Source organism: Variovorax paradoxus (assembly GCF_009498455.1).
Classification (GTDB): domain Bacteria; phylum Pseudomonadota; class Gammaproteobacteria; order Burkholderiales; family Burkholderiaceae_C; genus Variovorax; species Variovorax paradoxus_H.
On record NZ_CP045644.1, the window covers coordinates 413,244 to 438,918 of the forward strand.

Annotated in this window: 21 protein-coding genes and 1 pseudogene; 14 read left to right on the forward strand and 8 right to left on the reverse strand. The window is 67.8% G+C overall.

Annotation, left to right across the window (positions count from 1 at the left end):
• Positions 1 to 6 precede the first annotated feature (6 nt).
• The 6 genes and pseudogenes from hisN to GFK26_RS01850 all read right to left on the reverse strand — a co-directional run bounded on the left by hisN (position 7) and on the right by GFK26_RS01850 (position 6,278).
• Complete coding sequence (gene hisN, locus GFK26_RS01825; RefSeq protein ID WP_153280600.1) at positions 7 to 783, reverse strand: histidinol-phosphatase; 777 nt, start codon at positions 781 to 783, stop codon at positions 7 to 9.
• A 101-nt stretch (positions 784 to 884) separates the two neighbouring features.
• A complete protein-coding gene (locus GFK26_RS01830) occupies positions 885 to 1,754 on the reverse strand; it encodes an ABC transporter permease (protein ID WP_153280601.1) in 870 nt (289 codons plus the stop codon).
• Between the two features lie 121 nt (positions 1,755 to 1,875).
• Entirely contained in the window at positions 1,876 to 2,748 is an 873-nt protein-coding gene (locus GFK26_RS01835) for an ABC transporter ATP-binding protein (RefSeq protein ID WP_228121871.1), read from the reverse strand.
• A 60-nt stretch (positions 2,749 to 2,808) separates the two neighbouring features.
• The gene (locus GFK26_RS01840) at positions 2,809 to 3,819 is read right to left on the reverse strand and encodes an ABC transporter substrate-binding protein (protein ID WP_153280602.1); all 1,011 of its coding nucleotides are present in this window, start codon (positions 3,817 to 3,819) and stop codon (positions 2,809 to 2,811) included.
• Between the two features lie 39 nt (positions 3,820 to 3,858).
• Positions 3,859 to 4,758, reverse strand: coding sequence for a TauD/TfdA dioxygenase family protein (locus GFK26_RS01845; protein ID WP_153280603.1), 900 nt, complete (start codon positions 4,756 to 4,758; stop codon positions 3,859 to 3,861).
• A gap of 412 nt (positions 4,759 to 5,170) precedes the next feature.
• Positions 5,171 to 6,278, reverse strand: a pseudogene (locus GFK26_RS01850) (class I SAM-dependent methyltransferase).
• A 39-nt stretch (positions 6,279 to 6,317) separates the two neighbouring features.
• On the opposite strand from GFK26_RS01850, the gene GFK26_RS01855 reads away from it, so the two are divergent.
• From GFK26_RS01855 to GFK26_RS01880, 6 genes are read left to right on the forward strand one after another with little or no spacing between them, the layout of a single operon-like run.
• Positions 6,318 to 7,100, forward strand: a complete 783-nt coding sequence (locus tag GFK26_RS01855; protein ID WP_153280604.1) for an SDR family oxidoreductase — start codon at positions 6,318 to 6,320, stop codon at positions 7,098 to 7,100.
• Positions 7,101 to 7,114: 14 nt separating this feature from the next.
• Positions 7,115 to 7,492, forward strand: coding sequence for a dihydroneopterin aldolase (locus tag GFK26_RS01860; RefSeq protein WP_056576172.1), 378 nt, complete (start codon positions 7,115 to 7,117; stop codon positions 7,490 to 7,492).
• Between the two features lie 52 nt (positions 7,493 to 7,544).
• Positions 7,545 to 8,474, forward strand: a complete 930-nt coding sequence (ttcA, locus tag GFK26_RS01865; protein WP_153280605.1) for a tRNA 2-thiocytidine(32) synthetase TtcA — start codon at positions 7,545 to 7,547, stop codon at positions 8,472 to 8,474.
• A gap of 46 nt (positions 8,475 to 8,520) precedes the next feature.
• On the forward strand, positions 8,521 to 9,144 hold the full coding sequence (locus GFK26_RS01870) for a DUF4136 domain-containing protein (protein ID WP_153280606.1): 624 nt from the start codon (positions 8,521 to 8,523) through the stop codon (positions 9,142 to 9,144).
• Positions 9,145 to 9,166: 22 nt separating this feature from the next.
• Positions 9,167 to 9,817: a histidine phosphatase family protein gene (locus GFK26_RS01875; RefSeq protein ID WP_153280607.1), complete on the forward strand. Its 651-nt coding sequence runs from the start codon at positions 9,167 to 9,169 to the stop codon at positions 9,815 to 9,817.
• A 42-nt stretch (positions 9,818 to 9,859) separates the two neighbouring features.
• The gene (locus GFK26_RS01880; protein ID WP_153280608.1) at positions 9,860 to 10,552 is read left to right on the forward strand and encodes a Crp/Fnr family transcriptional regulator; all 693 of its coding nucleotides are present in this window, start codon (positions 9,860 to 9,862) and stop codon (positions 10,550 to 10,552) included.
• Between the two features lie 238 nt (positions 10,553 to 10,790).
• Here the strand turns inward: GFK26_RS01880 and GFK26_RS01885 are convergent, their stop codons facing one another.
• Together GFK26_RS01885 and GFK26_RS01890 are read right to left on the reverse strand one after the other, a co-directional pair.
• Positions 10,791 to 13,955 carry an efflux RND transporter permease subunit gene (locus GFK26_RS01885; RefSeq protein WP_153280609.1) on the reverse strand — a complete coding sequence of 1,055 codons (3,165 nt, stop codon included), beginning with the start codon at positions 13,953 to 13,955 and terminating at the stop codon, positions 10,791 to 10,793.
• Positions 13,952 to 15,106, reverse strand: coding sequence for an efflux RND transporter periplasmic adaptor subunit (locus GFK26_RS01890; protein ID WP_153285823.1), 1,155 nt, complete (start codon positions 15,104 to 15,106; stop codon positions 13,952 to 13,954). Before GFK26_RS01890 ends, GFK26_RS01885 begins: the two co-directional genes overlap by 4 nt.
• Before the next feature lie 253 nt (positions 15,107 to 15,359).
• Here GFK26_RS01890 and GFK26_RS01895 point away from each other — a divergent pair, with 253 nt between their 5' ends.
• The 8 genes from GFK26_RS01895 to GFK26_RS01935 all read left to right on the forward strand — a co-directional run bounded on the left by GFK26_RS01895 (position 15,360) and on the right by GFK26_RS01935 (position 25,674).
• On the forward strand, positions 15,360 to 15,818 hold the full coding sequence (locus GFK26_RS01895) for a hypothetical protein (RefSeq protein WP_153280610.1): 459 nt from the start codon (positions 15,360 to 15,362) through the stop codon (positions 15,816 to 15,818).
• Between the two features lie 90 nt (positions 15,819 to 15,908).
• Positions 15,909 to 17,270, forward strand: coding sequence for a tRNA (N6-isopentenyl adenosine(37)-C2)-methylthiotransferase MiaB (gene miaB / locus GFK26_RS01900; RefSeq protein ID WP_153280611.1), 1,362 nt, complete (start codon positions 15,909 to 15,911; stop codon positions 17,268 to 17,270).
• The gene (locus GFK26_RS01905) at positions 17,270 to 18,697 is read left to right on the forward strand and encodes a sensor histidine kinase (protein ID WP_153280612.1); all 1,428 of its coding nucleotides are present in this window, start codon (positions 17,270 to 17,272) and stop codon (positions 18,695 to 18,697) included. Before miaB ends, GFK26_RS01905 begins: the two co-directional genes overlap by 1 nt.
• An 86-nt stretch (positions 18,698 to 18,783) precedes the next feature.
• The gene (locus tag GFK26_RS01910; RefSeq protein ID WP_416222536.1) at positions 18,784 to 19,395 is read left to right on the forward strand and encodes a hypothetical protein; all 612 of its coding nucleotides are present in this window, start codon (positions 18,784 to 18,786) and stop codon (positions 19,393 to 19,395) included.
• 61 nt (positions 19,396 to 19,456) lie between these two features.
• Positions 19,457 to 20,845, forward strand: coding sequence for a sigma 54-interacting transcriptional regulator (locus tag GFK26_RS01915; RefSeq protein WP_101491163.1), 1,389 nt, complete (start codon positions 19,457 to 19,459; stop codon positions 20,843 to 20,845).
• A gap of 402 nt (positions 20,846 to 21,247) precedes the next feature.
• A complete protein-coding gene (gene mdoH / locus GFK26_RS01925) occupies positions 21,248 to 23,263 on the forward strand; it encodes a glucans biosynthesis glucosyltransferase MdoH (RefSeq protein ID WP_153280614.1) in 2,016 nt (671 codons plus the stop codon).
• 369 nt (positions 23,264 to 23,632) lie between these two features.
• Entirely contained in the window at positions 23,633 to 24,538 is a 906-nt protein-coding gene (locus GFK26_RS01930) for an RNA ligase family protein (RefSeq protein ID WP_153280615.1), read from the forward strand.
• Positions 24,535 to 25,674: an AAA family ATPase gene (locus GFK26_RS01935; RefSeq protein WP_153280616.1), complete on the forward strand. Its 1,140-nt coding sequence runs from the start codon at positions 24,535 to 24,537 to the stop codon at positions 25,672 to 25,674. The genes GFK26_RS01930 and GFK26_RS01935 overlap by 4 nt, the downstream gene beginning before the upstream one ends.
• The last annotated feature ends 1 nt before the right edge of the window (position 25,675 follow it).

The following is a 25,675-nucleotide window of genomic DNA, read 5'->3' on the forward strand; positions in this document are numbered from 1 at the left end:
AACAGTCTAGGCGGCCAGTACAGCCAGGGCTTGTCGGTGAAGTTCGGGTGTGGCTGCAGCGATCACGCGCTGATCGGGATTCAGCCCCAGCGGCCGGCCTTCCCAATCGGTGACGACGCCGCCCGCCGCTTCGATCAAGCCCGCCGGGCCCAGGAAGTCGTAGGGCTGCAGGCCCGTCTCGACCACGAGGTCGATGGTGCCGCCCGCGAGCTGGGCGTAGCCGTAGCAGTCGCCGCCGAAACGGCGCATCGCGCACTGGCGGCTCAGGCGGTCGAAGGCGCTCCAGTCGGCCGGCGAGAAGATGTCGGGCGAGGTGGTCACGATGCGGGCCTTGGCGATCTCGGTGCAGCCGCTCACGCGCACGGACTGGCCGTCGCGCGTGGCGCCCTTGCCGGCCTCGCCCACCCAACGCTCCTTAAGCACCGGCATGTCGACCATGCCGAACACCACGCGACCGCCCTGCAGCACGCCGATGAGCGTGCCCCACAGCGGCGAGCCGGTGATGAAGCTGCGTGTGCCGTCGATCGGGTCGAGCACCCAGATGCGGTCGGCGTCGAGCCGCTCGGGGCCGTGCTCTTCGCCGAAGATGCCGTCGGTGGGCACGCGTGCGCCGAGGATCTCGCGCATCGCCGTTTCAGCGGCACGGTCGGCCAGCGTGACCGGGCTTTCGTCGGCTTTGGTGATGATGTCCAGCGGCGTGCGGAAGTAGCGCATCGACTGGGCGGCGGCCGCATCGGCCAGCGCACCGGCGATCGCGGAAAGGTCGGGGGCGGAAGAGCTCATGGGAAGGAGAACGCGTGCCAAAAGCTGCGATTAGACCCGAGCCCGCGCCCGTTTCGCCATCGCCGGGGCATTCGTTCCGCCCCGCCCCGCTCACACGCCAGTTACCGCTGCTGGCCCCAGCGCCGCACCGTGAGCCGCTCCAGCGTGCGAAAGCCCAGGCTTTCCACCAGCAGGCCGATCAGCACCACCATTGCCAAGCCTGCGAACACGCGGTCGGTGTAGAGCTCGTTGCGGTTCTGGAAGATGTACCAGCCCAGCCCGCCCTTGCCCGACGAGGCGCCGAACACCAACTCGGCCGCGATCAGCGTGCGCCATGCAAAGGCCCAGCCGATCTTCAGCCCCGAAAGAATCGACGGCAGCGCGGCCGGCACCAGGATCTGCAGCACGTAGCGCAGCCCCGTCAGGCCGTAGTTGCGCCCCGCCATGCGCAGCGTCTCGGGCACACCCTGAAAGCCCGCATAGGTGTTGAGCGCCAGCGGCCACAGCACCGAATGGATCAGCACGAACACCAGGCTGCCGCGCCCGAGCCCGAACCACAGCAGCGCCAGCGGCAGCAGCGCGATCGCGGGCAGCGGGTTGAACATCGAGGTCAGCGTGTCCAGCAGGTCGCGCCCGATGCGCGTGGACACGGCCAACGTGGTGAGCCCGAAGGCCAGCAGCACGCCCGCGAGGTAACCCTGCAGCAGCACGGCGAGCGAGATGCGCACCTTCTCGACCAGCTCGCCGCTGGCCAGCCCTTCGACCAATGCGCGGGCGGTGGCGGTGAAGGTGGGCAGCAGCAGGTCGTTGTCCTGCCAACGCGCCGCCAGTTCCCACAGCACGGCGATGACGGCGAGGATCAGGCCCTTGCGCAGCCAGGTGTGCGAGGCGAGGCGCGTGGCCAGCGGCAGCGCGCGTTCGACCGGCAGCTCGGTGAAGGGCTCGAGCGTGCGTTCGTATTCGGGGCGGATGGGAGGCGAAAGAGTGCTCATCGTGTATTGCTCCTTCCCCCTCTGGGGGAAGGTTGGGATGGGGGCAGGCAGAGCGCCCGATAAGTACGCCGCGTGCCCCCACCCCCGCCCTCCCCCGGAAGGGGAGGGAGAAAGACCGGGGTCATGACGTTGTCACCGCTTCGGGTTCTTCTTCGAACAGCATGTCGTGAATGCGCCGCGCAGTCGCCTGAAAGTCCGCACCGCCGAGGCTGTCGAGCGAGTAGCCGTGGCTGTTCAGTTCGGCGCGCATGCGCCCCGGATGCGGCGACAGCAGTGCCACGCGGTTGCCCACCACCAGCGCCTCTTCGATCGAGTGCGTGACGAAAAGCAGCGTGAAGCGCACCTCGTCCCACAGCTCGAGCAACTCCTGCTGCATGCGGCGGCGCGTGAGCGCATCGAGCGCGGCAAAGGGCTCGTCCATCAGCAGCACGCGCGGCTGCATCGCCAGCGCACGCGCAATCGCCACGCGCTGCTTCATGCCGCCCGAGAGCTGGTGCGGATGCACGTCGGCGAACTTCGAGAGGCCCACCTTGTCGAGGTAGTGCAGCGCGCGCTCGGCCGCCTCCTTGCGGCCCAGCGTGCGCGACGCGAGCAGCGGGAACATCACGTTCTGCTTCACCGTCTTCCACGGCGGCAGCTGGTCGAACTCCTGGAACACGACGATGCGGTCGGGGCCCGGCTGCGTCACGCGCCGGCCGTCGAGGCGGATCTCGCCCTCGACCGGCGGGATGAAGCCCGCCACGGCCTTGAGCAGCGTCGACTTGCCGCAGCCCGAGGGGCCGAGCAGCACGAAGCGGTCGGCGGCGTGCACGTCGAAGCTCACGCGGTGCGTGGCGCGGACGACGCGCTCGGGCGTGCGGTACTCGAGGCTGACGTGGTCGACCTGGAGCAGCGGGGCAAGGAGGTCTTGGCTGCGGTCTTCCTCCCTCCCCTCCCGGGGGAGGGCCGGGTGGGGCAGACGGCGCCAGCTTCGCCACCGCTCTGCCCGCCCCATCCCAGCCTTCCCCCAGAGGGGGAAGGAGTCAAACCCCGAGCGCACCTTCGCCGTGCTCACTCAGTTCCCCGAGGCGGTGTGCGCATCGTCGAAGAAATAGTCCTTCACCGACGCCGGCTTGTTCTTGATCGCTCCCACGCGGTGCATGAACTCCGCGAACACGTAGGTGTTCTGCGGCGCGGTCTTGAACTGCACCTCGGGGTTCTTGATGATCTTCAGCAGCAGCGCGCGGTCGAGCTTCGCGTTGCTCACCTTGAGGTAGATGTCCGCCGCCTTCTCGGGATTGGCCGTGACGAACCTCGCTGCCTCGTCGAGCGCATCGACGAACGCCTTGTAGGTCTTCGGGTTCTCGTTGCGGAATTTCTCGGTCGCGTACAGCACCGTGGCCGACGACGGCCCGCCCAGCACCTGGTACGAGTTCAACACGATGCGCGCGTTCGGATTGCCCGCGAGCTCCTGCTCCTGGAACGGCGGATTGCCGAAGTGCCCCGTGATCTCCGTGCCGCCCTTGATGATGGCCGCGGCCGCATCGGGGTGCGGCAGCGCAACGCTGATCTTGTCGAGCCGATTGAACTCCTTGTCGCCCCACAGCTTGGCCGACGCGATCTGCAGCACCCGCGACTGCACCGACACCCCCACCGCAGGCAGCGCGATGCGGTCCTTGTCCGTGAAGTCGGCGATCGATTTCACCTTCGGGTTGTTGCTCACCAGGTAGTACGGAAAGTTGCCCAGCGACGCCACGCCCTTCACGTTCTGCTTGCCCTTGGTGCGGTCCCACAGCGTGAGCAGCGGCCCCACCCCCGCACCTGCGATCTCGATGTTCCCCGACAGCAGCGCGTCGTTCACCGCCGACCCGCCCGAGAGCTTGACCCACTCCACCTTCGCATCGACCCCTGCGGCCTTCGCGTGCTTCTCGATCAGCTTCTGCTCCTGCGCCACGTTGAGCAGCAGGTAGACGATGCCGAACTGCTCGGCGATGCGGATCTGCCCTTCGGCCTGCGCGGCCAGGCTGCCCGCGAGAAGGCCGAGGCCGGTGACGAGCGCAGCGGCGCGGCGTGTGAAGCGGTTCATTGAAAAGTCCGAGAGAAAGAAGGAAGAAAAAGAAAGAAATCAGAAAGGCGTATCGCCCACGATCGTGGTGCGGTTGAGCCGGCGACGCAGGTGATCGGGCGTGCCCGCCGCAAGGTGCATCAGCGAGCGGTTGTCCCAGAACACCAGGTCGTGCGGCGCCCATGCATGGCGGTACACGAACTCGGGCTTCACGCTGTGCGCGAACAGCTCGGCCAGCAGCGCATCGCTCTCGTCCTGCGGCAGGCCGACGATGCGTGTCGTGAAGTGCTCGCTGACGAACAGCGCCTTGCGCCCCGTCTCCGGGTGCGTGCGCACCACCGGCTGCACTGCGGGCGCGACCTGGTCGATCTGCGCCTGCGACAACTTGGGCCGCCACGGATTCTTCGCACGCAGCTCTTCGTACTTCGCGAGGTAGCTGTGCTCCGCCTTCAGCGGCAGGATGCGTTGCTGCAGCGCCTGGCTCAGTGCTTCCCACGCCAGGTGCTGGTCGGCGAACAACGTATCGCCACCTTCGCTCGGCAGCTCTTGCGCATGCAGCAGCGAGCCCAGGCTGGGCTTGGGTTTGTACGAAATGTCGGAGTGCCAGTACACGCCCGCATCGCCGAGACCGATCGGTTCGCCGTTCTCCTTGATGTTCGAGACGATCAGGATCTCGGGATGGTTCTTCAGCTGGAACTGGTGCAGCACGTGGATCTCGAGCGGCCCGAAGCGGCGGCTGAAATCGATGTGCTGCGCGGGCGTGATGCGCTGGTCGCGAAAGACCAGCACGTGGTGGTCGAGGTGCGCGCGGTGGATGCGTTGGAAGTCGGCGGCGTTGATCGGCTCAGCAATGTCGAGCCCGACGATCTCCGCACCGACCGGCGCATCGAAAGGCCGCACCTCGAAGTGCTGTGCAGGGGCATCTGCAGTGGGGGTTGCGCGGGAAAGAACGGCAGTCATGCCGCCAATGTAGGAGCGCAAGCAGCGTTCCCCAACGAAGTCTTTGTTGCTTGCTTATGACCAACTCTTCTCGTTGAAAGCACAAGCAAAAGGCACCAAAGGCGCGCAGCACCTGTGGTGCCTTGGTGGCCGAGCGCAGCGACGGCCCGCCCGGCTCCCAAGCCCCTCTGTATGCGCCGAGGAGCGCAGCGTTTCGCGGATCAGGGCTCGCAGCTGTTTGAGCCGAAGGCGAGTTCTGCGAGACCCCGCGAAACGCGAGCACCGCAGGTTGCCCGCAGCGAAGCGGAGGGACGCAGACAGTGGGGTCGCCTTTTCTTTGCTTACTTTCTTTTGGCGAAGCAAAAGAAAGCAAGTCGCCCGCCGGGGCGAGTCCCGGCCTCGGGAAGCAAAAGCTCGGCAAGAACCAAAGCCCTCAGAGCGTATGACTCCGATCCCCTTCAGCGAACCCAACGGCGTCCCAAGGCTCCCCCACAGCAAACCCCACCACCTTGAACAACTCCCCCATCTCATGCTCATGAATCAACCGAGCCGCCATCCCCCGCTGCGCCACAGTCCCGCGTTCCATCAACCCCAACATCCCGCAATTCAAAAGAAACCGCGCCTGGCTCGTGTAGCCAAGAACAGCAAGCCCCGCCTCCTGCCCCGCCACAGCGATCCCCGTGAAGTCGACGTGCGCCGTGATGTCCTTGTACCCAACCTCAGACAGCGGATCGCCATCCGCCTGGTGCCCCCGATGGCACATCACCGTCCCCATGTGCCGCTGCGGGTGGTAGTACTCGCCCTCGGGAAACCCATAGTCGATGAGAAAAGCCGCGCCCTTCTCCAGACGATCCGCCAGCGTCGCAATAAAAGCCTGAGCCTGCGGATGCACCTCGGTGAGGTAGTCATGAACTCCTGACACCTCGACTGGTGGCCGCAACTCGGTAGGCCGGTCCGCCCAGGTCCACCCATCCCCGCCGGATTCCGCACCACCCCGCTCGAACCAAGCCCCCTTCACCCGCGCCAGCAACTGCACCGGCATCGCGTCAAGCACTTCATTGCCGACCACCACGCCCTGCATCACCTCAGGCAGCTCCCAGCCATTCAACCCGCCCCGCATGCCCCGCCAGCGCCTGCTGCTGCCGCTCCCGCAAGGTGCCCGACAGATCGACGATGCGGTAGCGCACATCGCTGCGCCCCATCTCGCCCAGCGCATGCAGCAACTGCACCGCCAGCGCCCCCGAGCCCGCGCCGAATTCCCACACCGTGTCGGTGCCGGTTTTCTCCAGCGCCTCGAGCACCTGCACCGCGAGCGTGTGCCCGAACATCGGCGTCAGCTCGGGCGCGGTCACGAAGTCGCTGCCGGATGAAGGCATGTGGCCGAACTTGGCCGAGCTGTTAGCGTAGTAGCCGAGCCCCGGCGCATACAGGGCCAGGGCCATGAAGCGGTCGAAGCCGATCCATCCGCCCGCACGTTCGACAGAACGGGTAATCAGATGGTCGAGGGCGATGGGTAAACTGTTTGTAGTTGGCGTCGTCACGGCGCCATTGTCCTCTTCCTCCTCGTTTTCTTCCCTCGCATGCGTGCCACTCCACCCACCTCCCCCGATCGCCGCCGCACCGTCCTCGTCACGGGCGCAGGCCGCCGGCTGGGCCGCGAGATCGCGCTGGCGCTCGCGGCGGGCGGCTGGCAGGTGGCGGTGCATTACCGCAGCTCGCGTGCCGAAGCCGAACAGACCGTGGCCGACTGCGCCGCGCGCTCGGGCGACTCGGCGCTGTTCGAGGCCGACCTCGCCGACGAGCAGGCCACGCGCGCCCTGCTGCCGCGCGTGGCGGCGCGCTTTCGCACCGTCGATGCGGTGGTGCACAGCGCCGCCCTCTTCGAACACGACGACGCCGCCAGCTTCAGCTACGCGCTCATGGAGCGCCACGCGCGCAGCAACACGGGTGCGGCCATCCTGCTGGCGCAGGCGCTGCACGACCACCTGGCCCGTCGCGACGCGCAGGGCGCCGTGGTCCACCTGCTCGACCAGAAGCTCTGGAACCCGAACCCCGACTTCCTGAGCTACACGCTCTCCAAGGCCGCGCTCGAAGCCGCCACCCCCATGCTGGCGCTGGCGCTCGCGCCGCGCGTGCGCGTGGTGGGCGTGGCGCCCGGCCTCACGCTGGCGAGCCACATGCTCGACGACGACAAGTTCGCGCAGCTGCACACGCTGTCGCCGCTGGGCCGCTCGTCCACCTCCGACGACGTGGCCGCCACCGTGAAGTTCGCGCTGGAAAACAGCTCCATCACCGGCACCACGCTGCTCGTCGACGGCGGCCAGCACCTCATGAAATTCGAGCGCGACTTCTCGCTCATGTGACGAGCACCACCACCATGTCCACGAACACACCGCACGGCCACCAGACACTCACCCTCCAGGGCCTGCGCTTCGACGCCAACCTGGGCATCCTGGAGCAGGAAAAAACCGCGCCGCAGCCGATCCTGGTGGACGCCGAGCTCAACCTCGGCCCGCAGCCGCTGCTGCCGCAGGACGACGACATCTTCCACGTGCTGGACTACCGCAAGGTGCGCCGCATCATCATCGACGAGTGCACCGCCGAGCACGTCAACCTGCTCGAAAGCCTGATCGGCAAGCTCGCGCAGCGCCTGCTGCAACTGCCCGGCGTGCGGGGCGTGCGCGTGAAGATCGCCAAGCTCGAAATCTTCGACGACTGCGAAGTCGCCATCCGCATCGAAGCCGGGGAATGGTGATCCAAGGCAAAATCGGGGGTCTTTCCCCCGATTTGCCCGAAGTAGCCACCCAATGAACGCCGTCTGGATCGACGAAACGCCCGAAGCCGGCGCGCCCCCCCATTCGCTCAAGATCGAGCGCGAGACGCACAAGCTCGAGAAGCGCCTGTGCCGCCAGGTCGGCCAGGCCATCGTCGACTACAACATGATCGAAGAGGGCGACAAGGTCATGGTGTGCGTCTCGGGCGGCAAGGACAGCTACGCGCTGCTCGACATCCTGCTCAAGATGAAGGCGCGCGCGCCCATCCACTTCGACATCGTTGCGGTCAACCTCGACCAGAAGCAGCCCGGCTTTCCCGAAGAGGTGCTGCCCAAGTACCTGAGCGACCTGGGTGTGGCCTTCCACATCGAGAACCAGGACACCTACAGCATCGTCAAGCGCGTGATCCCCGAGGGCAAGACCACCTGCGGCCTGTGCAGCCGGCTGCGCCGCGGCATCCTGTACCGCGTGGCCGACGAGCTGGGCGCCACCAAGGTCGCGCTGGGCCACCACCGCGACGACATGCTGCAGACCTTCTTCCTCAACATGTTCTTCGGCGGCAAGTTGAAGAGCATGCCGCCCAAGCTGGTGAGCGACGACGGCAAGCACATCGTGATCCGCCCGCTGGCCTACGTGGCCGAAAAAGACACGGTGCGCTGGGCGCAGCACCGCGAGTTCCCGATCATTCCCTGCACGCTGTGCGGCAGCCAGGAAAACCTGCAGCGCAAGCAGGTCGGCGAGATGCTGCGCGAGTGGGACAAGAAGTACCCCGGCCGCGTGGAAAACATGTTCACCGCACTGCAGAACGTCGTGCCTTCGCACCTGCTCGACGGAACGCTGCACGACTTCCAGGGTCTGAAGGCGACGGGCGTGGCCGACGAGAACGGCGACAAGGCCTTCGACACGCCCGCTTTCGACCTGCTCTCCCAGGCACCCTCAGCCTTGCGCATCGTTCAAGGCTGACTTGGGCAACCCAGGGGAATTTAGGGCACTTGGCCCGGAGACCCTTATGTATCGTGCGTTTTCAGCTCTATTTTTGGTAGCAACCCTGAGCGGCTGCGCCACCTCCTGGGTGGTCGACAGCAACGTCAAGAGCTTTGCCACGCCGGGCACGACCGTGCCGCCCGGTGCCACCTACCGCTTCGAGCGCCTGCCTTCGCAGCAGGCCGACACGGCGCGCCAGGACGGCCTCGAGGCCATGGCCGCGGCCGCGCTCGACAAGGTCGGCCTGCGCCGCGACGACGCCAGGCCGCAGTACACGGCGCAGATCGGCGCACGCGTCACGGCGGCGCTGTCGCCCTGGGCCGATCCATGGCTGTATGGCCCCGGCCCCTGGGGCTACGGCTACAGCGGCTACTACGGCCACCGCTGGCATGGCGGCGGCTGGTACGGCGGCCCGATGTTCACACCGCCGGCCAACCCCTGGTACCAGCGCGAGGTGAGCGTCGTGTTGCGCGAGGCAGGCGGCAGCCACCGCGTGGTGTACGAGACCCGCGCGCGCAACGACGGCCCCTACAGCTCGAGCGCGGCGATCCTGCCGGTGATGTTCGAGGCCGCGCTGCAGGGCTTTCCGAACCCGCCGCCGGGCGAGCGCCGCGTGAACATCGAGCTCACGCCGGCCGCCAAGAAATGACGCACTTCTAGAATTCGGACGGATGGAAGCCCACCTCACCCGCCTGATCGCCGTGCGCCACGGCGAAACCGCCTGGAACGTCGACACCCGCATCCAGGGCCACCTCGACATCGGCCTCAACGCCACCGGCCTGTGGCAGGCGCAGCGCGCCGGACGGGCGCTGGCCGACGAGCCGATTGCAGCGGTGTACGCGAGCGACCTTTCGCGCGCCTGGCAGACCGCCCAGGCCATCGCCGCGCCCCACGGCCTCGACGTGCAGCCCGACCTGGGCCTGCGCGAGCGCGCTTTCGGCCGCTTCGAGGGCATGAGCTTCGCCGAGATCGAGGCCACGCTGCCCGAAGACGCCCGCCGCTGGCGCGAGCGCGATCCCGAGTTCGAGCCCGAAGGCGGCGGTGAAAGCCTGCTGACCTTTCGCGACCGCGTGACAGGCACCGCCTCGGCCATCGCCGCGCGCCACCCGGGCCAGCTCGTGGTGCTGGTGGCCCACGGCGGCGTGATGGACGTGCTCTACCGCGCCGCCACGCGCCAGGAACTGCAGGCGCCGCGCACCTGGCAGCTCGGCAACGCAGCCATCAACCGCATGCTGTGGACGCCCGAGGGCTTCAGCCTCGTGGGCTGGAGCGACATCACGCACCTGGCCGCGGACACGCCGCTCGACGAGTCCACGACCTAGCGTGACGGACCGCCTGCCGTTCCGCCCCGGCAAGACGCTTCCATGAAAAAAACCAATCCCACCCCCTCGGCATACGCCAGCTGGGATGCCGCCCAGACGCTGTCTGCGCCATGGATCGAAGCCACGCAGCTGGGAAGCTTCGTCACCCTGGACGCCGGCGACACCATTGCGCGCGAGGGCGAACGGCACGACTACTTCTATCTGTTGCGATCGGGGTTCGTGCATTCGACGATCCACCGAAGCAACGGCTCGGAGTTTCTGCTCGAGATCTTCGGACCCGGGGCGATCTTCGGCGAAGGCCCCGCCTTTGCCGACAGCCCTCGGCCGACGACGACGCGCGTCGTAGCGCCGGCGGTCCTCAGCCGCTATCGCCCGGCGGATGTCGCGCAGCAGTTCTCGGCGCTTCCCGAACTCGCGACCTCCCTGATCCGACTGCTCGGGTTCAAGAACCACATGATCGTCGCCAAGCTGGCCGGCGTGGCCTCGGCGGCGCCCAAGGAGCGGATCATCGATCTGCTGCTGCGCGTGGCGCGCCTGCCGTCGGCGCAGGCATCGAAACCGCTCACGGTCGACCTGACGCACGAACAGATCGGCGCCATGACGGCCTTGAGCCGCGTCACCGTCACCCGCACGTTGAATCTGCTGGCGGGACACGGCCTCATCGAAACGCGGGCCCGGCAGGTCAGCATTCCGGACGCGCCGGCCCTGCGTCGTTTCCGCGATACATCATCGTAAGAAAAACCTGCTTCCTGTATCGCTGGATACCGTCAAGACTTTCACCCCTGGCGATCATTCATCCGGTCACACACATGGACGGAAGAGGGCAGGAGGAGAGAACGGAGGGACCGTTGAAGAGAAGGCCGGAGCGCCTTCACATGGCGATCGCCCGGGTGTGACGTTTCGCAGGACTGCAGAAGTTCTTTCAGGCCGGATGGCGCACGCGCGTGGCCATCCGGCATCTTTTGAATCGCCGTCAGGCGTGCGAGGCGGCGCGACCGCCGGCCGAAGCCTCGGCCTTCGCCTCGCCCGGCAGTTCCACCATCGGACCGCTGCCGCTGTAGCGGTCGAGCGCCAGGTAGATCGCGGGCGTGATGTACAGCGTGATCACCTGCGAGAAGATCAACCCGCCCACCACGGCCACGCCCAGCGGCTGGCGCAGCTCGGCGCCGGCGCCCAGGCCCAGCGCAAGCGGCAGTGCGCCCATCAGCGCGGCCAGCGTGGTCATGAGAATCGGGCGGAAGCGCAACCGGCAAGCCTCGCGGATCGCATCGACCGGCTGCATGCCCTCGGTGCGCTGCGCGTCGAGGGCGAAGTCGATCATCATGATCGCGTTCTTCTTCACGATGCCGATCAGCAGCAGGATGCCGATGGTCGCGATCAGCGTGAGGTCGAAGCCGAAGAGCTTCAGCGAAAGCAACGCGCCCACCGCCGCCGAGGGCAGGCCCGCCAGGATGGTGATCGGGTGGATGTAGCTTTCGTACAGCACGCCCAGCAGCACATAGATGACCAGCACCGCCAGCACCAGCAGCACGGCCTGGCTGCCCTGCGAACTCTGGAACACCGCCGCGTCGCCGCCGTAGGTCGTGATGATCGACTGCGGCATCTTCAGCTCGTCCTTGAAGCGGTCGATCTTCGCGGTCGCGTTGCCCAGCGGCACGTCGGGGCCGAGGTTGAACGACACCGTCACCGCCTGGAGCTGGCCCTGGTGGTTGACCGAGGTCGGGCCGACGGTGCGCTTGACGGTCGAGAAGGCCGACAGCGGCACCAGCTTGCCGGTGGTGCTGCGCACCGACAGCCGCGCCACGTCTTCCTCGAACTGGCGGTCGCTGTCGGCCGCCGACAGGATGACCTGGTAGGTGTTGTTGGCGCCGTAGATGCTGCCAATCTGGCGGTCGCCGTACGCGTTGTACAGCGCGGTGCGCAGGTCGCCCACGGCCACGCCGAGCACGCCGGCCTTGTCGCGGTCGATCTCGAGCGTGGCCTGCAGGCCGCGGTTCTGCGAGTCGCTCGTCACGTCGCGGAAGTCGGGGTCGGCGCGCATGCGCTCCATGAGCTTGGTCGACCACGGCACCATTTCGCCGGCGTTGACGCTTTGCAGCGTGTACTGGAAGCGCGCCTTGCTCTGGCGCCCGCCCAGGCGCAGGTTCTGCACCGGCTGCATGTAGACGGCCACGCCCGGAATTTCGCGGAAACGCTGGCGCAGCGACTCGAGCACCTTCGGCATCTTCGGACGTTCGCTGCGCGGCTTGAGCACCGCGAACAATCGGCCCGAGTTCTGCGTGGCGGTCGGGCCGCCCACGCCGACAAAGGAGCTCACGTAGGCCACGCTCGGGTCGGCCTGCAGCGTCGCGGCCACGCGCGCCTGCAGCGCCTTCATGGCGGTGAACGAAATGTCTTCGGCCGCTTCGGTGGTGATCTGGATCTGGCCGATGTCTTCCTCGGGGAAGAAGCCCTTGGGAATGCTGATGAACAGCCACGCCGTGACGACGAAGGTCAGCCCCGCCATGACGAGCATGAGTGCGCGGTGCCCGAGCGTCCAGTCGAGCGTGCGCATGTAGGTGCCGTGCACCGCGCGGTAGCCGCGCTCGAAGGCGCGGCCGATCGCGGTGCCGGGCTCGGGGTGCCCTTCTTCATGGTCCAGCGCGCCGTCCTTGCGCGGCACGTGCTTGAGCAGCCGGCTCGCGAGCATCGGCACGAGCGTGAGCGACACCACGGCCGACACCAGCACGGCCAGCGCCACCACCACGGCGAACTCGTGGAACAGCAGGCCGATCACGCCCGGCATGAAGAAGATCGGAATGAACACGGCCACCAGCGAGATCGAGATCGACACGATGGTGAAGCCCACCTCGCGCGCGCCGCGCAGGGCGGCGGCCATCGGCTCCATGCCCTTCTCGACGTAGCGCATGATGTTTTCGAGCACCACGATGGCGTCGTCCACCACCAGGCCCACGGCCAGCGTGATGCCCAGCAGCGAGACGTTGTCCAGGCTGTAGCCGAAGGCGTAGAGCAGCGCCACGGCGCCGATCAGCGAAATGGGAATGGTGGCCGCCGGAATCAGCGTGGCCACCAGCCGGTGCAGGAACAAAAAGATCACCAGCACCACCAGCGCGATGGTGCCCAGCAGCGTGAGCTGCACGTCGTGCACCGCCTCGCGGATCGAGAGCGAGCGGTCGTTGACCATGTGGATCTCGACCGACTGCGGCAGCTCGGCCTTGAAGCGCGGGATGAGCGCCCGCACCGCGTCCACCACCTGCACGGTGTTGGCGTTGGGCTGGCGCTGCACGGCCAGCGAAATCGAGTCTTGCCCGTTGAAGCTGCTGGCGGTCTTGACCGACTCGAAGCTGTCTTCGAGCGTGGCCACTTCGTCGAGCCGCACCGGTGCGCCATTGCGCTGGGCAATGATGAGCTTGGCGAAGTCGGCCGCCTTCATGAGCTGGCGGTTGGCCTGGATGGTGAGCGTCTGGCGCGGACCGTCGAGCGTGCCGACCGGCGTGTTGGCGTTGGCCGAGTTCACGGCCTTGGCCAGTTCGTCGAGCGTGATGTTGCGCGCGTTGAGCAGGTCGGCATTGGCCTTGATGCGCACCGCGAAGGCCTTGCGCCCGTACACGCCCACCTGCGCCACGCCGTCGATCGTCGAGAGCGTGGGCGAAATGAGGTTCTCGGCGTAGTCGTTGAGCTCCGACGGATTCATCGACGGCGAGATCAGCGCAATGAACAGCACCGGCGCGTCGGCGGGATTCACCTTGCGGTACGAGGGCAGCTGCGTGAGTTCTTGCGGCAGCTGGCGCTGGGCGCGCAGCAGCGCGGCCTGCACGTCGACGGCGGCGGCGTCGATGTCGCGGCTGCTGACGAATTCGAGCGTGAGCGAGGTCACGCCCTGGGTGTTCACCGAACTGATGGTCTGCAGGCCGGGAATGGTCGAGAACTGCTTTTCGAGCGGGAGCGCCACCGAGCTCGCCATGGTCTCGGGGCTGGCGCCCGGCAGCTGCGCGTTGACGTTGATGACCGGCGTGTTGTAGCTCGGCAGCGCCGCGACGGGGATGCTGAAGTACGCAAAGATGCCGATGACCACGACGGCCGCGGACAGCAGCACCGTCATCGCCGGACGGCGGATGCAGAGCTCTGAAATGTTCATGCGCGTTCTCGCGCCGGCTGCACGTCCGACGAGGCTGCGCTGCCGGGCGTGACGCCCGTGGTGCCGTTGGCGGGCGCCCCGCCCGGGCCAGCCGGCGCCTTGACGTCAACGCGCACCTTGCCGCCCGGGCGCACGTTCTGGCTGCCTTCGATCACGACCTGCTCGCCGGGCGTGACGCCGCTCACCGCAACCTGGGTGCCGAAGGTGTGCAGCACCTTGACCTGGCGGCGTGCCGCGTTGCGCTCGGCATCGACCACGTACAGCGAGGTGCCGTCGGACAGCATCATGAGCGCCGCGGCCGGCACCACGGTGACGCCGCCGAGCATGCGCACGGTGATGCGCGTGTTGACGAACTGGCCGGGCCACAGGCTCTGGTCGGCGTTGGCGAACACGGCCTTGGCGCGCACGGTGCCGATCTGCGGATCGACCGTGTTGTCGACGAAGTCGAGCGTGCCGAACAGCGGCTCGCGCCGGCCCGTGACCAGCGCCTCGACCTTGGCGCGCGTGCGCGCGGCGGCCAGCAGGTCCTGCAGGTTGCCCTCGGGCACCGGGAAGCTCACGGCGATGGGGTCGAGCTGGGTGATGGTGACCAGCGACAGCGTGGGCTGCACCAGCGTGCCCGGGTAGATGTTGACGGCGCCGATGCGCCCCGCGATGGGCGCGCGCAGCGTGGCGTAGCCCAGCGCGACCTGCGCCGACTGCACGGCGGCGCGGTCGGCCGCGACGGCGGCGCGCTGCGCCTGGAGCTGCGACAGCGTGGCGTCGGCCGCGCTCTTGGCAATGAAGTTCTGTGCCACCAGGTCCTGGCTGCGCTTGTACTGGCGCTCCAGGTCGGCCATGGCGGCCTCGTCCTTCTGCTGCTGGGCCCGGGCGCGCGCGAGGTTGGCCTGGTCGTTGCGGTCGTCGAGCGTGAAGAGCAGCTGCCCTGCCTTCACGAACTGGCCTTCCTTGACGTGCACCGCGCTCACGGTGTTGGTGACCTGCGGACGCAGGTCGACGCTGTTGAGCGAAACCACGCTGCCGTTGACCTGCACGGTGACCGGCACGTCCTTTTTTTCGGCCGTGGCCAGCGCGACCAGCGCGGCGGGAGGCCCGGCGTTCGCGGACCTGGCGTCTTTCGTGTCTTTGGTGGCGGGCTGATCGCCCGACATGCGCCACCAGCCGCCCGCGACGGCTACGATCAACACGCCCGCGAGGGCGAAGGCGGCAGTTTTCTTCATGGGTTCTTGTGCACTTTGGGCTGACAGCAACTATTGCAGCAGTGGCCGACGCGCAGTGTTCATGGGCGCCGTAAAGAAATGTAAAGCAGGTCGACAGAAAGCCCCTCACCACCCGCTGCGTCCCGGCATGAGGGAAAACACCCCCTCGCTAAAATCGCCGGTCCACAGCCTCTGGATATACCCCATGAACCGCTGCAAGACACCCACGAAAACGCTCACTTCCCTCGCTCTTTGCGCAGCCCTTGCCGGCGCCGCAGGTCTTTTCTCCCTCCACGCCAGCGCCCAGGACGAGGTGCCCCGTCCGCAGACGCAGAACGAGTCGCTCAACGGCGGGCGCAACTTTCCCATCGGCACGCTGCGCGGCAAGTTCATGGTGACCAGCGCCCCGGACGTCGAACTCGACGGCCGGGCCGATCGCCTGGGCGCCGGTGCGCGCATCCGCAGCCCGCAGAACATGCTGGTGATGCCCGGCGCCATCATTGGCCAGAAGTACCTCGTGAACTACACGCGCGACGCCGCCGGGCTGCTGCGCGAAGTCTGGATCCTGACGCCCGACGAGGCCATGGCCAGCCGCGAATCGCTGAACAAGCCGTTCCTGAACATCTGGCCGTTCGTCTCGAACGACACGGTGAACACGCAGTAACGCGGCCACCCCGCAAGCAAGCAAAAATCCGCGGGCGCCACGCGCGCCTCGCAGTCCTTCACCTTTTCGAAGGGCACAGAGAACTCCCCCATGAAAAAAGTATTCATCAAGACCTTCGGCTGCCAGATGAACGAGTACGACTCGGACAAGATGGCGGACGTGCTCCACGCCGCGCAGGGCTACGAGCCCACGCAGAACGTGGACGAGGCCGACCTCATCCTGTTCAACACCTGCTCGGTGCGCGAGAAGGCGCAGGAGAAGGTGTTCTCCGACCTCGGCCGCGTGAAGCACCTGAAGGCCAAGGGCGTGAAGATCGGCGTGGGCGGCTGCGTGGCGAGCCAGGAAGGCCAGGCCATCATCGCGCGCGCGCCCTATGTCGACATCGTGTTCGGCCCGCAGACGCTGCACCGCCTGCCCGAGATGCTGAACGACCGCGACAGGCTCGACCGCCCGCAGGTCGACATCAGCTTCCCCGAGATCGAGAAGTTCGACCACCTGCCGCCCGCGCGCGTCGAAGGCGCGACCGCCTTCGTGTCGATCATGGAAGGCTGCTCCAAGTACTGCAGCTACTGCGTGGTGCCCTACACCCGCGGCGAGGAAGTGAACCGCCCGCTCGACGACGTGCTGGTCGAGATCGCCGGCCTCGCCGACCAGGGCGTGCGCGAGATCACGCTGCTGGGCCAGAACGTGAACGCCTACCGCGGCAAGATGGGCGACACCGCCGAGATCGCCGACTTCGCGCTGCTCATCGAGTACGTGGCCGAGATCCCCGGCATCGAGCGCATCCGCTACACCACCAGCCACCCGAACGAGTTCACGCCGCGCCTCATCGAGGCCTACGCCAAGGTGCCGCAGCTCGTCTCGCATCTGCACCTGCCGGTGCAGCACGGCAGCGACCGCATCCTCATGGCCATGAAGCGCGGCTACACAGCCATGGAATACAAGAGCACGGTGCGCAAGCTGCGTGCCATCCGCCCCGACCTCGCATTGAGCAGCGACTTCATCGTCGGCTTCCCCGGCGAGACCGATGCCGACTTCGACAAGATGATGAAGCTCATCGACGACTGCCAGTTCGACAACAGCTTCAGCTTCATCTTCAGCCCGCGCCCCGGCACGCCCGCCGCCGCGCTGCAGGACGACACGCCGCACGAGGTGAAGCTGGCGCGCCTGCAGACGCTGCAGCGCGTCATCGATGGCAACGTGCGCCGCTTCGGCGATGCGCTCGTGGGCAGCACGCAGCGCGTGCTGGTCGAGGGCGCGTCGCGCAAGGACGCGAACGAACTCATGGGCCGCACCGCCTGCAACCGCGTCGTCAACTTCGAAGGCGACGCCCGCCTCGTGGGCCAGATGGCCGACCTGCGCATCACCCGCTCGCTGGCGTACACGCTGCGCGGCGAAGTGGTCACGCGCGAATCGGCCCTGGCTGCCGCCGCCACGGCGCTCGCCCACTGATGGCGAAACGTCCGTCCGTCCGGGGCTCGTTCCAGCAGCTCCTGCTGTTTGCCTTTTTGCTCATCACCGCGCTGCTGGTGGGTGTGGCGCTGCGCTCGGTGCTGCAGTACGACGCGCTCGTCACGCAAAGCCGCGACGCCGCGGCGCGCGCGCTGCGCCTGTCGGGCGCTTCGCAGTCGCTGGCCGAACGCAGCGCGGCCATGGAGCGCGCGGGTCGCCAGTCGCTGGTGCTCAACGACGCCGTGCTGCGCCGCCGCTTCGACGAGGCGGCGCGCGAAGCCCACCAGGTGCTGGAGCGCCTGGAGCGCAACGGCCTGCCGGCCGCCGGCATCGACATGTGGCGCGGCCAGCTCGGCGTGATCGAAGGGCTGCTCAGCGGCAGCCCCGACAGCGCCCTGGCCCGCGAAAGCACGATGGCGATGCAGTTTCGCGAGCTCGACGCGCTGAACACCAACCTCGCGCAGCAGGCCCAGTTTCTGATCGAAACGCAGAACGACGCACTGGCCAAGCGCATCGAGAACGCGCGCCGCCGGCTGATGCGCGAGGTGGTGGCCGCCAGCGTGCTGGCCGTGTCGCTGGCGCTGGCCTTCGGCATCTGGCTGGCGCGTCCCTTCAAGCGCATGGAGCACGCCATCGTCGGCCTCGGCCAGAACCGGCTCGACGAACCGATCGACATCCGCGGCCCGGCCGACGTGCGCCGCGTGTCGCAGCAGCTCGAATGGCTGCGCCTGCGCCTGACCGAACTCGATGCCGACAAGGCGCGCTTTTTGCGCCACGTGTCGCACGAGCTGAAGACGCCGCTGGCCGCGCTGCGCGAAGGCGTGTCGCTGCTCGAAGACGGCGTGACCGGCCCGCTGAACCCGGCGCAGCTCGAAGTCGCGCAGATCCTGCAGCAAAACACCGTGTCGCTGCAGAACCAGATCGAGGCACTGCTGCGCTTCAACGCCGCCGCCTTCGAGGCGCGCGAACTGCGCCGCGAACGCACCGAGCTGCTGCCGCTGATCGAAGAGCAGATCGAGGCCCAGCGCCTGCAGTGGCAGGCACATGGCCTGCGCGTGCGCGCCGAGGGCGAGCCGATCACGCTGACGGTCGACCGCACCAAGCTGGGCACCGCCATCGCCAACCTGCTGTCGAACGCGATCCGTTTCTCAGCCGCGGGCGGCATCATCACGCTGGCCGTGTCGGGCACGCCCGAGGCGGTGCACATCGACGTGTGCGACGCCGGCCCCGGCATTGCCACGGGCGACCGCGACCGCATCTTCGAACCCTTCTTCCGCGGCGAGCGCCAGCCCGAGCACACGGTGAAAGGCACCGGCATCGGACTTTCCATCGTGCAGGAGTACATTGCAGCCCATGGGGGCCGCATCGCCCTGCTGCCGGACGGCCCCGGTGCACGCTTTCGCATCGAACTGCCGCGCACGACCTGACCCCGGACACCCCCACCCAACACCGCCCCGCGCTTTTTCGACCCATGTTCCTTTCGTTCGTCCGCAGATCCACCTTCGCCGGGGCCATGGCCGTGCCATGCGCCCTGCTGCTGGCGGCCTGCGCCTCCCAGCCCAAGCCGCCGGCCGAAGCCGACGCGCTGCCGCCGCCCGTGGCCGCGCCGCGCGTGGTGCCGGTCGAGGCCGAGCCCCGCGCGCCGGCCACGCAGCCGGCCTCGCTGTTCACGCAACTCACGCAGGGGCCCGTCGCGGCCCTGCTGGCCTATGCCGACAAGGTGCGCCCGCTGGGCGGCGCCGACCTGAGCGCCGAAATTTCGCGCGTCGGCGAACAGGGCGAAACGCCCGCAGCGCAGATGCAGCTCGCGATCCTGCTTGCGCAGACCCGCGTGCCGGCCGACCTGGCGCGCGCGCTGGGCCTGCTGCAGCGCGTGATCGGCAACCCCGCGCCCGAAGCGCAGCCGCTGCAACCGCTCGCACGGGTGCTGGCGGCGCGTTACATCGAGCAACGCCGCGTCGAGGACGACCGCGACAAGCAGGTGCAGCAGCTGCGCGACAGCCAGCGCCGCATCGACCAGCTCAACGAACGCATCGAGGCGCTGCGCGCCATCGAGCGCAGCTTCGCCCGGCCGAACACGCCGGCACCTGTCACTGCCCCCAGCGGAAGCCGAACCAATCCATGAGCGGCGTGCCGGGCCGCCCCAAACAAGCTCGCACCAAAGTGCGAAGCACGGAGGTAGATCGATGAGTACAACCGGCGCCCGCCTCCTCGTGGTCGATGACGACCCGGACATGCTGCGTCTGCTCTCGATGCGGCTGGTGTCGGCGGGCTACCAGGTCACGGCCGTCACCTCGGCCGAGACCGCGCTCACGCAACTCGAGATCGAGCACCCGCAGCTGGTGCTCAGCGACGTGCGCCTGCCCGGGCGCGACGGCCTGCAGCTGTTCGACGAGATCCGCAAGCGCCATCCGACGCTGCCCGTCATCCTGCTGACCGCGCACGGCACCATTCCCGACGCGGTCGAGGCCACGGCGCGTGGCGTGTTCACCTACCTCACCAAGCCCTACGACGCGCGCGAACTGCTCGAGAAGATCTCGCAGGCGCTGGCGCTCGGCGCGCCCACCACCACGCCGAGCAAGACCGGCGACGACAGCTGGCGTTCGGAAATCGTGAGCCGCAGCAACCGCATGGCCGAGCTGCTGGCCGAGGCGCGCATGGTCGCCAAGTCGGACGCCTCCGTGCTGCTGCGCGGCGACTCCGGCGCCGGCAAGGAACTGCTGGCGCGCGCCATCCACAAGGCCAGCGCGCGCGCCGACAAGCCTTTCGTGGCGGTCAACTGCGGCGCCATTCCCGAGGCGCTGCTCGAATCCGAACTGTTCGGCCACATGAAGGGCGCCTTCACCGACGCCCACGCGAATCACAAGGGCCTGTTCCAGCAGGCCGACGGCGGCACGCTGCTGCTCGACGAAATCGGGGACATGCCGCCCGCGCTGCAGGTCAAGCTGCTGCGCGTGCTGCAGGAGCGCGCGGTGCGCCCGCTGGGCGCGAGCCAGTCGATCGAGGTCGACGTGCGCATCGTCTCGGCCACCCACCGCGACCTGGACGCCGCGATGGAAGCCGGCCAGTTCCGCGAAGACCTCTATTACCGCCTGAACGTGGTGACGCTCACGCTGCCGCCGCTGTCGGCGCGGCGCGAGGACATTCCGCTGCTGGCCAATCACTTCCTGCAGAAGCTGTCGACCAAGTACGGCAAGCGGCTGTCGGGCTTCGCGCCCGAGGCGCTGAAGGCGCTGACCACCGCCGCGTGGCCGGGCAATGTGCGCCAGCTCTACAACGTGGTGGAGCAGGTCTGCGCGCTGTCGGGCTCGCCGCTGATTCCGCTGGCGCTGGTGCAGCGCGCGCTGCGCGTGCCGAGCGTGGAGGTGCTCACCTATGCCGAGGCCAAGCAGCGTTTCGAGCGCGATTACCTCGTCGGCCTGCTCAAGCTGACCGACGGCAACGTGGCCGACGCCGCCCGTCTGGCCGACCGCAACCGCACCGAGTTCTACCGTCTGCTGCAGAAGCACGAGCTCACGCCGGGCAACTTCAAGGCGGACGTTGTCGCTCCCGGTGGCGACCCTGTCGCCGAGTAGCGACAGGCCTAAGTCGTTGATTTGAAAGGCTGTTTTCCGAGGGCCGTCAGGGCTTGTCGGGATTCGGCGACAAAAACGGGGGTTTCAGGGGCCTGACGGGCCCCTCCCCCACAAAAAACGGCTCCGAGTCGCGCCAAGTCGTTGATTTGAAAGCGTTTTTCCAGGCTGGCACAGGGTTTGCCCCTGTACTGGCATGACAGCACTTACCAGCCCATCTTTCGCACTGCGTCCGCAGCGCGACGGCCTGCGTCAAAAGCAGTTTTCCTCCTCGCGGCCCCGTGCCGCGGGCCATTCGCTGACCGCGCTCCCGGGCGTCGGCGGCGCCGCCACGGACTGCGTCTTCAAGCGCCTTCCGGCCATTGGCGACACCCCCCTCGACAAGCAGCGTTGGTGAATGAAACGATGAAGCCGAACGACTTCTCCCAACTCAACGTCCTCGCCGAATCCGATTTCGCGCGCCGCAGCGCGCTGCGCGAGGAACGCCACCCCAACGCCGTCACGGCACCGCCGGTGAACCGCGGTTCCATGGCACCGCGCCCCTGGCGCGGTTTCTGGAACAGCCTGGGCACCGCCATGCTCGTGCGCCTGGGCGCCGGCCGCAATGCCGACAGCGCCCCTGCCGCCAAGCAAGCCACCCCGGCCCCGCAGGCCTGGGAACGCACCGCCGGCCAGCGCCGCCTCGCCTTCATGCTGCTCACGCTGCTGAGCACGGTGATCGCGTCGTCGCTGTTCGCCAGCGTGCAACCCGACTACGACAACGTCTGGCTCGAATACGGCCAGATCGGCCTGTACGGCCTGCTGTCGGGCTGGGTCGTCACCGGCTTCGTGACCGCGCTCATGGGCTTCTACGTTTCGGTGCGCGGTGACAAGCACGCGCTGTCGGCCAAGCAGGTCGCCACCCATCCGATGAACCCCGAGGCACGCACCGCGATCATCATGCCGATCTGCAACGAAGACGTTGCCACGGTGTTCGCCGGCCTGCGCGCCACCTGCGAATCGGTTGCCACCACGGGCCACGCCAGGCAGTTCGACGTGTTCGTGCTGTCCGACAGCTACAACCCCGAGACCGCCGCCGCCGAGCGCGCCGCCTGGGAAGACTTGCGCGCCGCACTGGCCGAAAGCCCGAACCAGCCGCAGGTCGAGGTGTACTACCGCCTGCGCACCCGCCGCACGCACCGCAAGGCCGGCAACGTCGCCGACTTCTGCCGCCGCTGGGGCAAGGACTACCGCTACATGGTCGTGCTCGACGCCGACTCCGTGATGAGCGGCGACTGCCTGGCCTCGATGGTCAAGCTGATGGAAGCCAACCCCACCGCCGGCATCATCCAGACCGCGACGCAGGCCATCGGCCACGTCACGCTGCACGCCCGCGCACAGCAGTTCGCTTCGCGCGTGACGGGTCGCCTGTTCACGCTGGGCATGCAGTTCTGGCAGCTCGGCGAGTCGCACTACTGGGGCCACAACGCGATCATCCGCGTCGAAGCCTTCATGAAGCATTGCGCGCTGGCCCCGATCAAGGGCACCGGCGGCATGTCGGGCGGCATCATGTCGCACGACTTCGTCGAAGCCGCGCTGATGCGCCGCGCCGGCTACCACGTGTGGCTGGTGTCCGACCTGGTCGGCAGCTACGAGCAGCAACCGCCGGACCTGCTGGCCGAGCTGCAACGCGACCGCCGCTGGTGCCAGGGCAACCTGCAGAACGCCCGCCTGATGGCCGAACCCGGCATCCACCCGGTGCACCGCGCGATGTTCGTGACCGGCACCATGGCGTATGTCTCGGCCCCGCTGTGGCTTGCGTTCCTGACGCTGGGCACCGCCCTCTGGCTGAGCGGCTCGAGCCTCGTGTCGAGCTGGAGCGTGCTGCCCGCCGAACTCGCCGGCCTCTGGCTCTGGACCCTGTGCCTGCTGTTCCTGCCGCGCGTGCTGGGCATCGCCGCCGTGCTGATGCGCGGCGAGCAACGCCAGTACGGCGGTGTGTGGGGCCTGGTGAAGAGCTCGGTGCTCGAAGCCGGCCTGGCCATCGTGCAAGCACCCGTTCGCATGCTGGCCCACTCGCTGTTCGTGCTCGTCGCCCTCACCGGCATCAAGCTCGACTGGAAGTCGCCCCCGCGTGAAGCCGCTGCCGTGCCGTGGAAGGTCGCTGCTACCCAGCTGGCCCCCATGACGCTGGTGATCGCCATGCTCGCCGTCGGCGTCGCCATGATCGACCCGAGCGCGCTGATCTGGCTCATGCCTGTCGGCCTGCCGCTGCTGCTGGCGATCCCGCTGACCGTGCTGACCAGCCAGATCGCGCTGGGCACCACGCTGCGCGACCGCGGCTTCCTGCTGATTCCCGAGGAATCGCGTTCGCCCGCCGTGCTGCGTCGTGCGTGGATGCATGCGCTGCGCCTGGCGCGCCCGGCACTGGCAACCGTCTGATGCGCTGAAGACACAGCGCCGATAAGAAGCCGACCTCAGGGTCGGCTTTTTTCATGGCGCGTGGTCAGTGTGGTGTCCCGCAAATAGCTGCGCAGATGAAATCGCGCAGCTATTTGCGGGACACCACACTAGAATCGCGCCTTCCTTTTTTATCCACCCACGGATCTCTTCGATCCCCTGGAGCGCCAAGTGCCCCGATTCGCCGTCATCACTCTCTGACGCCGACAACACCACTCGCTGGTCATGTCGGGCGCCAAGCTGCGTTCCCCCACTGACCAGACACGGCCCGCTCCGGCCGCCGAGTCGATCTCTCTCCAGCTTCGCTCCCGCACGTTGTCGGTTCTTCCTGATTTGCATCTGGAGACCAACGTGTTCCCTCTCTCTCCCCTTTCTCTTTCGTCGATCCCGCTGCTCAAGTACCCACGTACGGCGCACCTGGAAGGCTCGCGCCTGCAGGCCGGTGACACCGACGACGGCCAGACGCCGTTGTCTGCGCTGCACGGCCAGCAGGTGGTCATCGAGGAAAAACTCGATGGCGCCAACGCCGCCGTGTCGTTCACCTCGGCGGGCGAGCTGTTGCTGCAATCGCGCGGCCATTACCTGGCCGGCGGCGCGGGCGAACGGCAGTTCAACCTGTTCAAGCACTGGGCCGCGGCACATGAAGCCGCGCTGCTCGAACGACTCGAAGACCGCTACGTGATGTACGGCGAGTGGTGCTTTGCCAAGCACAGCTGCTGGTACGACCGGCTGCCGGCCTTCTTCCTCGAGTTCGACATCTACGACCGGCAGGCACAGTGCTTCCTGTCGACGCCCGCGCGGCATGCGCTGCTGGCCGGTGGCCCGGTGCTGTCGGTGCCCGTGCTGTACGAGGGCGAGATGCCGCGCAGCGCGAAGACATTGCGCGCGCTCGTGCGGCCCTCGCTCGCGCGCAGTGTCGACTGGAAGCCGGCCTTCGAGCAGGCAGTGGCGCACGAAGGCCAGCCGCTCGACCTGGTGCGGCAGCAGACCGACCTGTCCGACCTGGCCGAGGGCCTGTACCTCAAGACCGAATCGGACGGCGAGGTGACCGGCCGCTACAAGTGGGTGCGACCCGACTTCGTGCAGACCATCCTCGACTCGGGCTCGCACCACAGTCGCCGACCCGTGCTGCCGAACCAACTGGCGCCGGGTGTGGACCTCTACGCGCCGACACCGCAAGTGAGCTGGCAAGACCTGGGGCTGCGCACGCTGCGCGACCCAGCCGAGCTGGCACCAACTACAAGGAGGCCGCGATGACCTACGACGATTTGCGCGCACTCGTCCCGACGTCTTCACAGGACTACGACTGGGCGCAGTGCTGCGAACTGCTGCCGGCCCTGCTGCGCCTGGAAGAAACACCACAGGACCCGTACTACCACGCCGAAGGCAACGTCGGCATCCACACACGCATGGTGCTCGACGCGCTCCTGGCCGACGTGCACTACCAGCGCGCCGATGCCGACGGCCGCTTCGTGCTGTTCATGGCCTGCCTGCTGCACGACATCGCCAAGCCCGACACCACGGTGATCGACGAGGCCAGCGGCCGCATCGGCCAGCCGGGCCATTCGCGCCGCGGATCGGTCGACGTGCGCGTGCTGATGTGGAAGGCCCGCGTGCCGTTCGCGTTGCGCGAGGCTGTGTGCCGGATCATCGCCGTGCACCAGGTGCCGTTCCACGCCTTCGCCTCGCGCAAGGGCGTGCGGCCCGAATGGCTGGTGCACAAGCTCTCGTGGGAGCTGAGCCTGCCCGACCTGTGCTGCGTGGCGCGCTGCGACATGGTGGGACGCCACTATGAAAAGCGCGCCGACAGCCTGGCCGACATCGCGCTCTTCGAGCAACTGGCGCAGGAAGAAGGCTGCTGGGAAGGTCCACGAAAAATGGCCGATGCACACACGCGCCTGGCCTACTTCCGCGGCGCCGACACCAGCCCCGACTACCCGCTGTTCCAGACGCCGGGATCGCAGGTCACCGTGATGTGCGGCCTGCCCGCGAGCGGCAAGAACCACTGGGTGGCGCAGCACCGCAAGGGCTGGCCGGTCGTGTCGTTCGACGACGCGCGCGCTGAACTGGGCCTCAAGCACGGCGAGAACGATGGGCTCGCCGCGCACCACGCGGTCGACAAGGCGAAGGCATTGCTGCGCAAGCAGGAACGCTTCGTGTGGAACGCCACGCACCTGAGCCAGCAGATGCGCACCAAGACGCTCGACCTGCTCTGGGCGTACCACGCACAGACCGAGCTGGTGTACCTGGAGGTGCCGCATGCCGAGCTGATGCGCCGCAACCGCACGCGCGACACGACGCTGTCGAACGCCGGCATCGAGCGGATGCTGCACCGCTGGGAGCTGCCCGCGCCCGTCGAAGCGCACGCCACGGTCTACGACGTGCAAGCCTGAA

Excerpts from the sequence above, each read along its gene's own strand:
- hisN (WP_153280600.1), bottom strand. The coding sequence starts at position 783 with ATGAGCTCTTCCGCCCCCGACCTTTCCGCGATCGCCGGTGCGCTGGCC.
- GFK26_RS01830 (WP_153280601.1), bottom strand. The coding sequence starts at position 1,754 with ATGAGCACTCTTTCGCCTCCCATCCGCCCCGAATACGAACGCACGCTC.
- GFK26_RS01835 (WP_228121871.1), bottom strand. The coding sequence starts at position 2,748 with ATGGGGCGGGCAGAGCGGTGGCGAAGCTGGCGCCGTCTGCCCCACCCG.
- GFK26_RS01840 (WP_153280602.1), bottom strand. The coding sequence starts at position 3,819 with ATGAACCGCTTCACACGCCGCGCCGCTGCGCTCGTCACCGGCCTCGGC.
- GFK26_RS01845 (WP_153280603.1), bottom strand. The coding sequence starts at position 4,758 with ATGACTGCCGTTCTTTCCCGCGCAACCCCCACTGCAGATGCCCCTGCA.
- GFK26_RS01855 (WP_153280604.1), top strand. The coding sequence starts at position 6,318 with ATGCGTGCCACTCCACCCACCTCCCCCGATCGCCGCCGCACCGTCCTC.
- GFK26_RS01860 (WP_056576172.1), top strand. The coding sequence starts at position 7,115 with ATGTCCACGAACACACCGCACGGCCACCAGACACTCACCCTCCAGGGC.
- ttcA (WP_153280605.1), top strand. The coding sequence starts at position 7,545 with ATGAACGCCGTCTGGATCGACGAAACGCCCGAAGCCGGCGCGCCCCCC.
- GFK26_RS01870 (WP_153280606.1), top strand. The coding sequence starts at position 8,521 with ATGTATCGTGCGTTTTCAGCTCTATTTTTGGTAGCAACCCTGAGCGGC.
- GFK26_RS01875 (WP_153280607.1), top strand. The coding sequence starts at position 9,167 with ATGGAAGCCCACCTCACCCGCCTGATCGCCGTGCGCCACGGCGAAACC.
- GFK26_RS01880 (WP_153280608.1), top strand. The coding sequence starts at position 9,860 with ATGAAAAAAACCAATCCCACCCCCTCGGCATACGCCAGCTGGGATGCC.
- GFK26_RS01885 (WP_153280609.1), bottom strand. The coding sequence starts at position 13,955 with ATGAACATTTCAGAGCTCTGCATCCGCCGTCCGGCGATGACGGTGCTG.
- GFK26_RS01890 (WP_153285823.1), bottom strand. The coding sequence starts at position 15,106 with ATGTCGGGCGATCAGCCCGCCACCAAAGACACGAAAGACGCCAGGTCC.
- GFK26_RS01895 (WP_153280610.1), top strand. The coding sequence starts at position 15,360 with ATGAACCGCTGCAAGACACCCACGAAAACGCTCACTTCCCTCGCTCTT.
- miaB (WP_153280611.1), top strand. The coding sequence starts at position 15,909 with ATGAAAAAAGTATTCATCAAGACCTTCGGCTGCCAGATGAACGAGTAC.
- GFK26_RS01905 (WP_153280612.1), top strand. The coding sequence starts at position 17,270 with ATGGCGAAACGTCCGTCCGTCCGGGGCTCGTTCCAGCAGCTCCTGCTG.
- GFK26_RS01910 (WP_416222536.1), top strand. The coding sequence starts at position 18,784 with ATGGCCGTGCCATGCGCCCTGCTGCTGGCGGCCTGCGCCTCCCAGCCC.
- GFK26_RS01915 (WP_101491163.1), top strand. The coding sequence starts at position 19,457 with ATGAGTACAACCGGCGCCCGCCTCCTCGTGGTCGATGACGACCCGGAC.
- mdoH (WP_153280614.1), top strand. The coding sequence starts at position 21,248 with ATGAAGCCGAACGACTTCTCCCAACTCAACGTCCTCGCCGAATCCGAT.
- GFK26_RS01935 (WP_153280616.1), top strand. The coding sequence starts at position 24,535 with ATGACCTACGACGATTTGCGCGCACTCGTCCCGACGTCTTCACAGGAC.